Annotated in this window: 13 protein-coding genes; 5 read left to right on the forward strand and 8 right to left on the reverse strand. The window is 71.1% G+C overall.

Annotation, left to right across the window (positions count from 1 at the left end):
- Window positions 1–32: 32 nt before the first annotated feature.
- The 6 genes from EER34_RS08480 to EER34_RS08505 form a co-directional block, all read right to left on the reverse strand.
- Complete coding sequence (locus EER34_RS08480) at window positions 33–866, reverse strand: ABC transporter permease (RefSeq protein WP_127474042.1); 834 nt, start codon at window positions 864–866, stop codon at window positions 33–35.
- A complete protein-coding gene (locus EER34_RS08485) occupies window positions 863–1699 on the reverse strand; it encodes an ABC transporter ATP-binding protein (RefSeq protein WP_127474043.1) in 837 nt (278 codons plus the stop codon). The genes EER34_RS08480 and EER34_RS08485 overlap by 4 nt, the downstream gene beginning before the upstream one ends.
- The gene (locus tag EER34_RS08490; protein ID WP_240642194.1) at window positions 1699–2655 is read right to left on the reverse strand and encodes an ABC transporter permease; all 957 of its coding nucleotides are present in this window, start codon (window positions 2653–2655) and stop codon (window positions 1699–1701) included. Before EER34_RS08490 ends, EER34_RS08485 begins: the two co-directional genes overlap by 1 nt.
- Entirely contained in the window at window positions 2652–3668 is a 1017-nt protein-coding gene (locus EER34_RS08495; RefSeq protein ID WP_127474044.1) for a TIGR03842 family LLM class F420-dependent oxidoreductase, read from the reverse strand. The genes EER34_RS08490 and EER34_RS08495 overlap by 4 nt, the downstream gene beginning before the upstream one ends.
- A gap of 129 nt (window positions 3669–3797) precedes the next feature.
- The gene (gene hydA, locus EER34_RS08500) at window positions 3798–5261 is read right to left on the reverse strand and encodes a dihydropyrimidinase (protein WP_127474045.1); all 1464 of its coding nucleotides are present in this window, start codon (window positions 5259–5261) and stop codon (window positions 3798–3800) included.
- A gap of 142 nt (window positions 5262–5403) precedes the next feature.
- Window positions 5404–6252, reverse strand: coding sequence for a nitrilase-related carbon-nitrogen hydrolase (locus EER34_RS08505; RefSeq protein ID WP_127474046.1), 849 nt, complete (start codon window positions 6250–6252; stop codon window positions 5404–5406).
- A gap of 282 nt (window positions 6253–6534) precedes the next feature.
- Between EER34_RS08505 and EER34_RS08510 the strand changes: the two genes are divergently transcribed.
- Window positions 6535–7716, forward strand: coding sequence for a sensor histidine kinase (locus EER34_RS08510; RefSeq protein WP_127474047.1), 1182 nt, complete (start codon window positions 6535–6537; stop codon window positions 7714–7716).
- A 256-nt stretch (window positions 7717–7972) separates the two neighbouring features.
- Window positions 7973–8617, forward strand: a complete 645-nt coding sequence (locus EER34_RS08515; protein WP_127474048.1) for a response regulator — start codon at window positions 7973–7975, stop codon at window positions 8615–8617.
- A gap of 5 nt (window positions 8618–8622) precedes the next feature.
- Here the strand turns inward: EER34_RS08515 and EER34_RS08520 are convergent, their stop codons facing one another.
- Window positions 8623–9096 carry a winged helix-turn-helix transcriptional regulator gene (locus tag EER34_RS08520; protein ID WP_127474049.1) on the reverse strand — a complete coding sequence of 158 codons (474 nt, stop codon included), beginning with the start codon at window positions 9094–9096 and terminating at the stop codon, window positions 8623–8625.
- 85 nt (window positions 9097–9181) lie between these two features.
- Here EER34_RS08520 and EER34_RS08525 point away from each other — a divergent pair, with 85 nt between their 5' ends.
- Entirely contained in the window at window positions 9182–9700 is a 519-nt protein-coding gene (locus EER34_RS08525) for an SRPBCC family protein (protein WP_127474050.1), read from the forward strand.
- Between the two features lie 53 nt (window positions 9701–9753).
- On the opposite strand, the gene EER34_RS08530 is transcribed toward EER34_RS08525, so the two are convergent.
- Window positions 9754–10443 (reverse strand): hemerythrin domain-containing protein, encoded by a 690-nt coding sequence (locus EER34_RS08530; protein WP_127474051.1) that lies wholly within the window; start codon window positions 10441–10443, stop codon window positions 9754–9756.
- A 138-nt stretch (window positions 10444–10581) separates the two neighbouring features.
- Between EER34_RS08530 and EER34_RS08535 the strand changes: the two genes are divergently transcribed.
- Complete coding sequence (locus tag EER34_RS08535) at window positions 10582–11367, forward strand: ABC transporter ATP-binding protein (protein WP_127474052.1); 786 nt, start codon at window positions 10582–10584, stop codon at window positions 11365–11367.
- Complete coding sequence (locus EER34_RS08540; RefSeq protein WP_420845970.1) at window positions 11364–12833, forward strand: ABC transporter permease; 1470 nt, start codon at window positions 11364–11366, stop codon at window positions 12831–12833. Before EER34_RS08535 ends, EER34_RS08540 begins: the two co-directional genes overlap by 4 nt.
- The last annotated feature ends 7 nt before the right edge of the window (window positions 12834–12840 follow it).

Genomic DNA, 12840 nt, shown 5'->3' on the forward strand with positions numbered 1-12840 from the left:
CGCGGGGCGAGGACGCGGTGAGGCGGCGCGCGTCATCGCGGGCCTCCGGTCGGGATGCGGCGGAGCACGAGCCACTCGAGCAGGGCCGTCGCCAGGTAGAAGACGAGTCCGAGCGCGATCGCGGCCGCGACGTACGCCCAGGCGCGGGCGTAGGCGCTCGTGGCGGCCGAGGTCGCGATGAAGGTGCCGAGCCCGCCGCGCGGGCCGCCGAAGTACTCCGCGACGAGGGCCGAGATCACCGCGAGCGAGCTGGCGATCCGGATGCCGGTCATGAGGTACGGCACGGCGGTGGGGAGGGTCACCTTGCGGAACGTCTCGCCGCCCGAGGCGGCGTACACGCGCATGAGGTCGCGGTGCACGGGCCGCGTCTGGAGCAGGCCGCGAAGGGTGTTGACGAACACCGGCACGAACGCCGCGAGCGCGGCGATCGCCTGCCGGCCGAATTGGCTGTCGGCGCCGAACATGGAATTGAGCACGGGCGCCAGGGCGACGATGGGGACGACCGCGAGTGATGCGACGATGGGCGCCGACATCCCGTCGATCGCCCGCCAGCGCGACGCGAGGGCGGCGAGCAGGATCGCCAGCAGCGTTCCGACCACGAGGCCGATGAGCGCGTTGGTGCCGGTGACGATCGTCGCCGACAGGATCGCCGGCCAGAACTCCACGAGCTGCTGCAGGATCGCTTCGGGGCTCGGCAGCAGGTAGTCCGAGACGCCGACGACGGTGACGAGGAACTGCCACAGGGCGAGCCCCAGAAGGCCGACGACGATCGGCGCGATGACGCGGAGGCGCCGCTCGGCGGCGGGGCTCCATCCCGTGCGCCGCAGGGGGGTAGCCGGGCTCGACGTCGCGGGCGCGGCGGTCATCGCTCCTCCGCTCCCCGCGTGGCCGGGGCCGGCGTGCCGTGCAGCGCTTCGCGCACGGCCGTGACCTTCGCGAAGAACGCCGGCGTCTCGCGCAGCGTGTCGTCGCGCGCGACATCCGTCCCGAACCCGGTCTCGATCACGTCGGTGATGCGTCCGGGCCGGGGCGACATGACCACGACGCGGTCGGACAGGAAGACCGCCTCGGGGATCGAGTGCGTCACGAACACGACGGCTGCCCCCGTCTCGGCGGCGATGCGCGACAGCTCCGCCTGCATTCGCTCGCGCGTCATCTCGTCGAGCGCGCCGAAGGGCTCGTCCATCAGCAGCAGCCGCGGCCGTTCGGCCAGCGCGCGGGCGATCGCGACGCGCTGCTGCATGCCGCCGGAGAGCTGATCGGGATGCCGGTCCGCGAAGTCCGACAGGCCGACGAGGTCGGCCAGCTCCGCGACCCGCGCCTTCCGCTCGGCGGCGCCGACGCCGTGGATCTCGAGCGGGAGCGCGATGTTGGCGGCGACCGTCCGCCAGGGCAGGAGCCCCGCCTGCTGGAAGGCGATGCCGTAGTCCTGGTCGCGCCGGGCGCGGTCGGCGGGCTTGCCGAAGACCTCCACGGTTCCGGAGGTCGCCGAGTCGAGGTCGGCGATGAGTCGCAGCAGCGTCGACTTGCCGCACCCGGACGGGCCGATCAGCGAGACGAACTCGCCCTCGGCGACGGTGAGCCCGATGCCGTCGAGCGCGGTGACGTCGCCGGCCTTCGAGGGGAACTCCTTCGAGGCATCCCGCACCGTCACCGCCGCGGTCTTCACCGCGACCTCCGCGTTCGCCGTGTCGGTCATCAGGCCGCCTCTCCTCGCCGATAGTCCTTCAGGAACACTCCGAGCAGCGCCACCGACCCTGCGGCGACGAGCCCGAGTGCGATCGCGCCGAAGATCGGCGCCCACGCCTTCGCCGGATCGCCCGACGCCTGACCGGCGAACTGGATCAGCAGCCGGCCGATCCCGCCCTGCAGGCCCGTCGACACCTCGGCGACGACGGCGCCGATGACCGCGTTCGCCGCACCGAGCCGCAGCGCGGGAAGCAGATACGGGACGGATGCCGGCAGTCGCAGCTTCACGAGCGTCGGCCAGTAGCCCGCGGCGTAGGTGTGCATGAGCTCGGTGTGGATGGCGTCGGGCGATTGGAGTCCGCGCAGCGCGCCGACCGCGATGGGGAAGAACGCGAGGTACGACGCGATGAGGGCCACCGACATCCAGTCCTGCCACTCCCACCCGCCGATCTCGATGCGCGAGCCCCAGCTCTTGACGATCGGAGCGAAGGCGATGAGCGGCACGGTCTGACTCAGGATGATCCACGGGAGCAGGCCCCACTCGGCCAGGCGCCACCGCTGCATCAGCAGCGCGAACGCGAAGCCGACGATCGTCCCGACGATCCAGCCGACCGCGGCGATCCCGAGGGTCGTGAGCGCGCCGAGGGCGATGACGCCCCACAGCGGCGGCGACCCCTCCTGACGGGTGACCGGCTCGAACAGGCGGCCCGCCATGACCCACACGTGGGGCATCGCGAGGTCGGTCGTCCGTGGCAGGATGCGCACGCCGACGATGACAACGCCGTCCTCGGGGGCGAGCAGCTTGTACAGCTCCCACACGATGACGACGGCCGAGACGCCGACGATCCCCCACAGCCACGCCAGCCCGGAGCGGCGCGCGCGGGGGCGCGGGGCGCGCGCGGGACGGGCCGGATCGCCCGGCGCCGCCGGGGCGACCTGCGCGTCGGTCGGGGGCGCTGACGTCATGCCTTCGCCGTCACATGGGCGGAGAGTGCGGGGATCACGGTCTCGCCGTACACCCGCATCGTCTCCTCCTTGTTGTCGTGCTGGAGGTAGCCCGCGAACTGCGTGACGCCGAGCGCGCGCAGCTGCTCGAGCTTCGCGATGTGCTCGTCGGCGGTTCCGAGGATGCAGAACCGGTCGACGATCTCGTCGGGCACGAAGTCGACGTGGTCGTTGTCGGCCTTGCCGTGGGTGTTGTAGTCGTACCCCTGCCGACCCGCGATGTACTCGGTGAGCGCTTCGGGCACGGCCCCGTGCTCGCCGTACTTGGCGACGATGTCGGCGACGTGGTTGCCGACCATCCCGCCGAACCACCGGCACTGGTCGCGCATGTGCTGCCGGTCCTCTCCGATGTACATCGGGGCGGCGACGCAGAAGGCGATCGAGTCGGGGTCGCGCCCGGCGGCGGCCGCGGCATCCTTCACCGTCTTGATCATCCAGGCGGCGATGTCGACGTCGGCGAGCTGCAGGATGAAGCCGTCGCCGACCTCGCCGGTGAGCTTGAGCGCGAGCGGGCCGTACGCGGCGACCCACACCTCGAGCTCCGACCCGCGGCTCCACGGGAACTGCAGCGTCGCGCCCTTGTACTCGACCGGCCGCGAGTTCGCGAGCTCGCGGATCACGTGGATCGACTCTCGCAGCTCGGACATCGTCACCGGCTTGCCGTTGGTCACGCGCACCGCCGAGTCGCCACGGCCGATGCCGCAGACCGTGCGGTTGCCGTACATCTCGTTGAGCGTGGCGAAGACGGATGCCGTGACGGTCCAGTCCCGTGTGGCGGGGTTCGTCACGAACGGGCCGACGGTGACGCGCTTGGTCGCATTCAGGATCGCCGAATGGATGACGTACGGCTCCTGCCACAGCAGGTGCGAGTCGAACGTCCACACGTGGCTGAAGCCGTGCGCCTCGGCGAGCTGCGCGAGCTGGACCGTGCGCGCGGCGGGCGGGTTGGTCTGAAGGACGACTCCGAAGTCCATGTCACTCGATCCCGTCACTCATGTTGCACCTGTCGTGTCCCACTTCATCCGGTACGTGTCCCGATTCGTCCCGCTCTGCGCCCCGCGCAGCGGGACGAATCGGGACACGGGGGCTCAGGTCGTCGCGGATCACGTCAGGTACTGCGACAGGCCGCGCTTGAGGAAGCGCCCGTCGCCCTTCGCGCCGAGGTACTCGCCGCCGTCGACGACGACCTTGCCGCGCGAGATCACGGTGTCGACGTGCCCGTCGATCTCGTAGCCCTCCCACGCGGAGTGATCCATGTTCATGTGGTGGGTCTTGCCGTTGGGCGAGCCATCCGGCCCCAGGCCGTACCCGATCGACGTGTGGCCGTTCGGGTCGTACACGACGACGTCGCCGTCGGCACCGGGCTGGATGACGCCCTTCCGCCCGTACAGGCCGAACATGCGCGCGGGGGTCGTGCTCGTCAGCTCCACCCAGCGCTCGAGCGTGATCTTGCCGGTCACCACGCCCTGGTACATCAGGTCCATGCGGTGCTCGACCGAGCCGATGCCGTTCGGGATGGCCCGGAAGTCGTCGAGCCCGAGGTCCTTCTGGCCTTTCATGCAGAACGGGCAGTGGTCGGTCGACACCATCTGGATGTCGTTGGTGCGCAGTGCCTGCCACATGTGGTGCTGGTGGCCCTCGTCGCGGCTGCGCAGCGGCGTCGAGCACACCCACTTGGCGCCCTCGAACTGGCCCCACTCCTGGCTGAACGCGCCGAGCTGCTCTTCGAGCGAGAGGTACAGGTACTGCGGGCACGTCTCGCCGAAGACGTTCCATCCCTGATCGCGCGCCCAGGCGAGCTGCTCGACGGCCTGCTTCGCCGACACGTGCACGACGTACAGGGGCGCGCCGGTCAGGTTGGCCAGCATGATCGCGCGGTGGGTCGCCTCCTCCTCCATCTGCCAGGCGCGCGCGATGCCGTGGTAGTACGGCGCCTTCTTGCCGGCCTCGGCGAGCTGCGCCGCGAGCACGTCGATGGCGGGACCGTTCTCGGCGTGCATCATCGTGAGCAGGCCGGTCTCGGCCGACTTCTGCATCGCCCGGAGGATCTGCGCGTCGTCCGAGTAGAAGACCCCGGGGTAGGCCATGAAGAGCTTGAAGCTCGTGATCCCCTCGTCGATGAGTCCGTCCATGGCCTGCAGGGAGTCCTCGTCGACGCCGCCGATGATCTGGTGGAAGCCGTAGTCGATCGCGCAGTTGCCCGCCGCCTTCTCGTGCCACGCGGCCAGGCCGTCCTGCACGCGCTCTCCGTAGCGCTGCACGGCGAAGTCGATGATCGACGTCGTGCCGCCCCACGCCGCGGCGCGCGTTCCGGTCTCGAATGTGTCGGACGCGTTCGTGCCGCCGAAGGGCAGCTCCATGTGGGTGTGGGCGTCGATGCCGCCGGGGATGACGTATTTCCCGGTGGCGTCGATGACGGTGTCGACGGATGCCGCGACATCCGTCCCCAGAAGCTCGGAGCCGGGCTGCAGCACAGCGACGATGGTCTCGCCGTCGATGAGGACGTCGGCCTCGCCGCGGCCCGTTGCCGAGACGACCGTGCCGCCGGTGATGAGTGTGGTGGTCATGCTGTCCCCTGTCCTCGAGTCGGCTTCGCGGTGCGGGCTGCCTCGTCGCATGCCCCCGGCGGCCTCCGTCGTCGGTCGCCTCCCGCCAGACCCGACGCCGCAGCCCGCACCGCCTCGCCTCCGCCCACGGTCACGGTCACGGTCACGGCTTCGCGATCATCGTGTACGAGTCCGGCCGGCGGTCGCGGTAGAACTGCCAGTCGTCGCGCATCTGCTGGACCATGTCCATGTCGAGGTCGCGGATGAGGACCTCCTCGTGCGTGCCCGACCCTCGCTCGCCCACGAAGTTGCCCCGAGGGTCGATGACCTGGCTGGTGCCGTAGAAGTCGACCGCGAGCTCTCCGTACTCGTTGTCCTCGAGACCGACCCGGTTCGGCTGGAGCACGAAGTAGCCGTTCGCGACGGCGGCGCACGGGCCCTCGACCTCCCACAGGCGGTTCGACAGCCCGGGCTTCGTGGCGTTCGGGTTGAAGACGATGTGCGCGCCGTTCAGGCCGAGCTCGCGCCATCCTTCCGGGAAGTGGCGGTCGTAGCAGATGTAGACGCCGATCTTGCCGACCGCGGTGTCGAACACCGGGTAGCCGAGGTTTCCCGGGCGGAAGTAGAACTTCTCCCAGAACCGGTCGAGGTGCGGGAGGTGGTGCTTGCGGTACTTGCCGAGGATCGTCCCGTCGGCGTCGACGACGACCGCGGTGTTGTAGTACACGCCCGTGATGTCCTCCTCGTAGATGGGGAGGATCATGACCATGTTCAGCTCGGCGGCGAGCGCGGCGAATCGCTGGACGATGGGGCCGTCGGCGGGCTCGGCGTAGCGGTAGTACTTCTTGTCCTCGGTGATGCCGAAGTACGGCCCGTAGAACAGCTCCTGGAAGCAGATCACCTGCGCGCCCTGGGCCGCGGCATCCCGGGCGAACTGCTCGTGCTTGTCGAGCATCGACTCCTTGTCGCCCGTCCAGGTGGTCTGCGTGATGGCCGCGCGTACCGTCGTCATCGTGTCTCCGTCCGTGCTCGAGTGGTCCCTCGGGCCGGGACCGACGGGGCGGCATCGATGGAGCGGCCCCGCTCCCCGATCCTGTCGATTCGACGTTTCCCGTCGGTTTCGGCCTGTGACGCGACAGTAAAGCCTCGCTCGCGCCCCCGCAATGGTCGGGTGAGCCGACCTTAGCGAGTGGGACCCCCCGCCGGGCCGTACATCGGGGGGTGGATGCCGCCCGCCGCGCGTATACATCCGGGGACGGATGCCGCGGCATCCGTTCTCCCGTACCGTGAAACGGTGTTCCGCAGCCTGAAGCCGTACCAGATCGTCGTCGACGTGGTGGTGGCCGTGCTGTTCTTCCTCGTGGCGTGGCCGATCGAGACCCTGGTGGTCGCGCGAACCGGACTCGAGCCCAGCTTCGGGCTCGCGATCCCGTTCGTCGGTGCGGGGGCGGTGGTCGCCGTGTTCGCGGCGGCTCTCGCCCTGCGGCGCCTCTCGCCCGGACTCGCACTCGCCGTCGCGTGGGCCGGGGCGATCGTCCAGATGGGGCTCGGCCGCCCGCCGAGCATCGCCGACGTCGCGATCTTCGGGGTGCTCTACGCGACCGCCGCGTACGGATCGTCCCGCGTGTACTGGGCCGGATTCGGTTCAGCACTGGTGGGTGCGCTGGTCATCACGCTGTACCTGACGGTCGGACCCGTGTTCGTCCAGGGCGGGCTGTCGTGGCAGAACCTGCCGCTCGCGCTCGTCATGCTCGTCGCCGCGGCCTTCGCGCTCGGCCTGTCGTGGACGATCGGCGCGCTCGTGCGCACGGCCGTCCGCGCCCGCGAGAACCGTCAGGCGCAGGAGCGGGCCGAGGCCGAGGCGGTCGTCGAGCAGGAGCGCGTGCGGATCGCACGCGACATGCACGACGTCGTCGCCCACTCGCTCGCAGTGGTGATCGCGCAGGCCGACGGGGCGCGGTATGCCGCGGCATCCGATCCCGCGGTCGCCACGGCCGCGCTCGGCACGATCTCGACGACCGCGCGATCCGCGCTCGCCGACGTGCGTCTGCTCCTCACGCAGCTGCGCCACAGTCAGGCCGACGGACCGCAGCCCAGGCTCGCCGACCTCGAGGGACTGTACGCCCAGGTGCGGGCGGCCGGCGCGGACCTCCGCATCGACGTCGATCCCACCCCGCCGGGCGAGCCGCCGGCCGGAGTTCAGCTCGCCGTCTACCGGATCCTGCAGGAGGCGCTCACCAACGCCCTTCGGCACGGCGAGGGCGGTCCTGTCGACGTGCGTCTGGCGTGGCATCCCGATCGCGTCGACCTCGAAGTCGGCAACCCCGCGCCCGCCGCGGCGGTGCCGGCGACAGGCGGCCACGGCGTCATCGGGATGCGCGAGCGCGCCCAGCTCGCCGGCGGCACCCTCACGGCTGCGGCCGAAGGAGGGCGATTCGCCGTGCGGGCCTCGCTGCCGATCGGGACGGCGTCGTGACCGGCGCGGGCCCCTCGGGCGTGTCCCGTTTCGTGTCGCCATCGGGCGCCTCAACCGGCGCAGGCCCCTCGGGCGTGTCCCGTTTCGTCTCGCCATCGGGCGCCTCAATCGGCGCGGGCCCCTCGGGCGTGTCCCGTTTCGTGTCGCCATCGGGCGCCTCAACCGGCGCAGAGTGGGACATGAGCCGGAGCAACCGGGACATGAGCCGGAGCGACCCGGGCGTGAGGCGGAGCAACCGGGACAGGAGGGGGCGGGCATGACCGTCATCCGCGTCGCACTCGTCGACGACCAGGCGCTGTTCCGTGCGGGCATCCGCATGCTCGTCGACTCGCAGCCCGACCTCGAGGTGGTGGCCGAGGCGTCCGACGGGCGCGAGGCGCTCGACGCGGTCCGCGCCGCGCGACCCGACGTCGTGCTGATGGACATCCGGATGCCTGTCATGGACGGTCTCGCCGCGACGGCCGAGCTGCTCGAGGATCCCGCACCGCCCCGCATCGTCATGCTCACCACCTTCGACCTCGACGAAGCGGCGGCCCGGGCGATCCGCCAGGGTGCGAGCGGGTTCCTGCTGAAGGACGCCGACCCCGAGTTCCTGCTCGCCGCGATCCGCACCGTGCACTCCGGCTCGGCCGTGATCGCGGCATCCGCCACGCGCGACCTGTTCGCGCACTTCGCGGATGCCGCGCCCCGGCCCGTTCCGCCCGCCTACGGCGACCTCACCGAGCGCGAGCGCGAGATCTTCGCGCTCGCCGCGCGGGGCCTGTCGAACTCCGAGATCGCCGCACGCGAGTTCCTCAGCGAGGCGACCGTCAAGACCCACATCAGCCGCATCCTCGCCAAGCTCGGCGTACGCGACCGGGTGCAGCTCGTCGTCTTCGCGTTCGAGCACGGCCTCGCCTGAACCGGTCAGCGCCGCTCCGGCGAGCCCCGACGCGTCGAGAGGAACTCGGGCGGCATTCCCGGGCCGATCTGCGGCTCGACCTGGCCACTCGGGATGATGCCGCAGGTCTCGCACGCGGAGACCGCATGCACCGCCCCGCCGCACGCCGTGTGCCGGTAGAGGATCGGAGGCTCGATCTCGGAGGCGAACTCGTCGCCCCATTCGGTCAGTGCGATGAGCGCGATGGCCAGCCGGCGGCCCTTCTCGGTCAGCACGTAGTCGGCCGAGCCCCGGCGCTCCATGACGCCGGCGGCGACGAACGAGTCCAGTCGCGACGCCAGCACATTGGTCGCGATGCCGAGGTTGTGCTGGAAGTCGCCGAACCGGGTCACGCCGGCGAAGAGGGCGTCGCGCACGATCAGCAGACTCCATCGCTCGCCGATCTGCTCCAGGGATCGAGCGATCGAGCACACCTGCGAGTCGTACATCCGGCCGAGCATGGGTCGAATCTAGCACTTGCGTGATGAAAGCATCCGGGACTATCGTCACTTGCATCACGCAAGTCTCGCTTCGAAGGAGAAGGCCATGTCAGCGAATTTCTCGACCACGATCACGGCCGCGGCCACGCCGCAGCAGGCGTTCGACGCCGTCTGCGACGTCGCCGGCTGGTGGGGACGCATCACCGGGACGACCGGCGCCGTCGGCGACGAGTTCGTCTACGTCGTTCCCGGACTGCACTACTCCGGCTTCCGGGTCACGGCGCTCGAGCCCGGCCGGCTGGTGGAATGGACGGTCACCGGCAGCTATCTCGACTTCGTGGACAGCGCTCAGGAGTGGAACGGCACCACCGTGCGGTTCGAGATCTCCGGCACGCCGGACGGCGTGGCCGTGGCCTTCACGCACGACGGACTGACCGACGAGGACGAGTGCTACGAGATCTGCAGCAATGCATGGAGCTCGTTCGTCAACGGCAGCCTCAAGGCATTCATCGAGACCGGCGACGGGATGCCGTACGAGTTCGGAGGCGCCGAGGCGCTCGGCGCCGACGACCATGAGGCGCTGCACCGGGGAGTCGTGGACGCGCTCGCCGCCGACAGGCCCTGACGCCCCGCCGGCGAGGGCGGCGCGTCCTCGGCGGCCGAGAGCTCGGCCGGGCCTCAGCGCCCTTCGAGCGCGGCGCGGTGCTTCGCGTAGGCGCGCTTGCCGATCAGCCGCCACGCCAGCCGTCCCGGCGCGGGCATGTGCTTGTGGAGCCAATCGTGGCCGCCGTCGGGCTGCGACGCCAGGATCTCGCCCAGCTGCTGCCACGTCTGCCCCTTCGGCACGGACTTGCGGCCGTGCTCGGCGAACCACTCGACCTCGGGCTGGGTGATCGTGTACTCCATGACGGGCACGATGTTCGTCTCCTCGTCCGGCAGGTGCACGGCGATGGCCCCGTTGATGCCCGCGAGGGCGTCGAGCACGGGCGGGGCATCCGTGCTCGACCCGGACTCGCGCCAGGCCGGAAGCGCGGCGTCGAGCTCCATCAGGTGCACGAGCAGCTCGGCGTGCTGCTCCTTCATGCGCGCGACGTGAGCCGAGCACGACGGCGCGCGCTCGTCGAGCGCGTCCCACAGTCGTTCGTCCTCGGCCTCGTGGTGCGCGTGGAGCCCGATCGACAGCGTCTCGAGCTGCGTCGCGACCGCCTCGGCGTGGACGGTGTCCTCCTCGGAGACGGCGCGGACGAGGTCGGGTCCTTCTCCGAACCCGCGGCGGAACATGCGGTGGATCTCGATCATGCCGCTCGCGTCGCAGGTCTTCGGCCCCGTGGGCAGGTCGCCGCTCGGCGGCAGAGGCGTGGCGGGCATCGGGTCTCCTCGTCGTCATGAGCCTGTCGCGACGATAGCCCCGTGCCCGGCCTCGCGGAAGAGATCATCCTCGAGATGTACGCGGATGCCCCGCCAGGCCGACGCGACGCGGCATTCGTCGTCCATAGCGTCGTAGGCATGGAGATCACATCGACCGACCTGGGCCTCGCCGCCCGGGTGCAGCAGCTCACGAAGACCTACGGCGCCGGCGAGAGCACCGTGCGCGCGCTGGACGGGGTCTCGGTCGGCATCCGCCGCGGCGAGTTCACCGCGATCATGGGGCCGTCCGGGTCGGGCAAGTCCACGCTCATGCACATCATGGCGGGACTGGATGCCCCGACGTCCGGCCGCGCCTGGATCGGCGACACCGACATCACCGACCTCTCCGACCTCGAGCTGACGATCCTGCGCCGGCGGCGCGTCGGCTTCGTCTTCCAGGCGTTCAACCTCGTGCCCACCCTCGACGCGATCGGCAACATCCTCCTGCCCTTCGACCTCGACGGCCGCCGGCCCACCGCGATCGAGAGGGCCCGCATCGACGGACTCATCGAGACGCTCGGCCTGACTCCGCGTCTCGGGCACCGTCCGCACGAGCTCTCCGGCGGCCAGCAGCAGCGCGTCGCGATCGCCCGCGCGCTCGCCACGGCGCCCGACCTCGTCTTCGCCGACGAGCCCACGGGCAACCTCGACTCGCGCAGCGGCCGCGAGGTGCTCGGGCTCCTCGCCGCCGCGAGCCGCGACCACGGCCAGTCGATCGCGATGGTGACGCACGACCCGGTCGCGGCAAGTCACGCCGACCGGGTGCTGTTCCTCGGCGACGGGCGCATCGTCGCCGACAAGCCGCGCCAGAGCGCCGAGGAGATCTCGGCCTACATGCTCGCGACCGAGCTCGGCGCCGACACCACGGCGACGGTGGCGTCGTGACCGCGGTGACGGCGCCGACACGGGCCGAGCGGATGCCTCGGCCCGCGGCGCCCGCTCCCCTCGCGTGGCTGCGCGAACGGGGGATGGGCGCGAGCATCCTCGTCGCGGCGATCTCGAGCGCGTTCGGGGCGGTGCTGCTGAGCGCCACCGGGTTCATCGCGGCGATCATGCGGGCCAACCCCTACATCGGCGAGTCCGCCGTGCTGGCGGTCGTCCTGGCGGTCATGACCGTCATCCTCGTCGGCGTCGCGGTCTACGTCGCCGCGATCGTCACCGCGAACACCTTCTCGACCGTCGTGGCCGGACGCACGCGCCGCATCGCGCTCATGCGCCTCATCGGGGCCTCGGCCGCGTCGCAGCGCGGCGAGGTCGCCCGGCAGGGACTCGTCGTCGGCGTGATCGGATCGTCCGTCGGGCTGGTCGTCGGGACGGCCGTGTCGGCCGGCGGCGTCGCGCTGGCGGAGACGCTCCTCGGCATCGACGACGTCGGGTACGGCGTCGTGCAGGCCGTGCTGCTCGTCCCCGCGGTGATCGTCGCGCTCACCACCTGGGCGGCGGCGTGGGCGGGTTCGCGGCGCGTGCTGACGGTGACGCCGCTGCAGGCGCTCGGCGGGTCCGTCGAGGCGTCCCACGACTCCTACGCGCGCAGGAAGGGCCGCAACGGCGTCGCCATCGGGCTGTTCGCCGCGGGCGCCGCGCTGCTCGCGGCCGGTATCGCGGTCGGGCTGGTCAGTCCGCTCGGTGTGATCATCGCCTTCTTCGGCGGGCTGCTGTCCTTCACCGGACTCGTGCTCGGCTCGACGATGATCATGCCGCCGGTGCTCCGTCTCGTGGGCAGGCTGTTCGGGGGCTCGGCGACCGCACGGCTCGCCGCCGAGAACGCGCTGCGATACCCCGAGCGCTCCAGCCGGATGGCCATCGGCGTCGTCATCGGCGTGACGCTCGTGACGATGTTCGCCGTGGCGCTGGAGACCGTGAAGTCCGTCATCACCGCCTCGGCGGGCGGTGAGGTCGACACGGAGCTCAACACCGTCATCGACACGTTCGCGGGGATCATGATGGGTCTCGTCGCCGTCTCCGCGGTGATCGCCGCCGTGGGACTGGTGAACCTCCTCACGATCGGCGTCGTGCAGCGTCGCCGCGAGCTCGGGCTGCTGCGCTCGCTCGGCGTGTCGACCGGCCAGGTGCGCAGCATGGTGCTCTTCGAGGCGGCACACATCACGATCGCGGCCGTGGCCACGGGCCTCGTGCTCGGCACGGCCTACGGCTGGGCGGGCGCGCAGTCGCTGCTCGGCTCGGTCGCGATGCCGCCGCTCTGGCAGTCGCCCACGCTGGTCGCGCCGGCGGTGCCCTGGATCCCGGTCGTGATCATCGTCGTGGCGACGGCAGTGCTGACACTCGTGGCGGCGGTGGTTCCCACGCGCCTCGCGACGCGGGTCGCGCCGATCGAGGCGCTCGCCGACTGAGCCGGGG

It is taken from the genome of Microbacterium sulfonylureivorans (assembly GCF_003999995.1).
Lineage (GTDB): Bacteria > Actinomycetota > Actinomycetes > Actinomycetales > Microbacteriaceae > Microbacterium > Microbacterium sulfonylureivorans.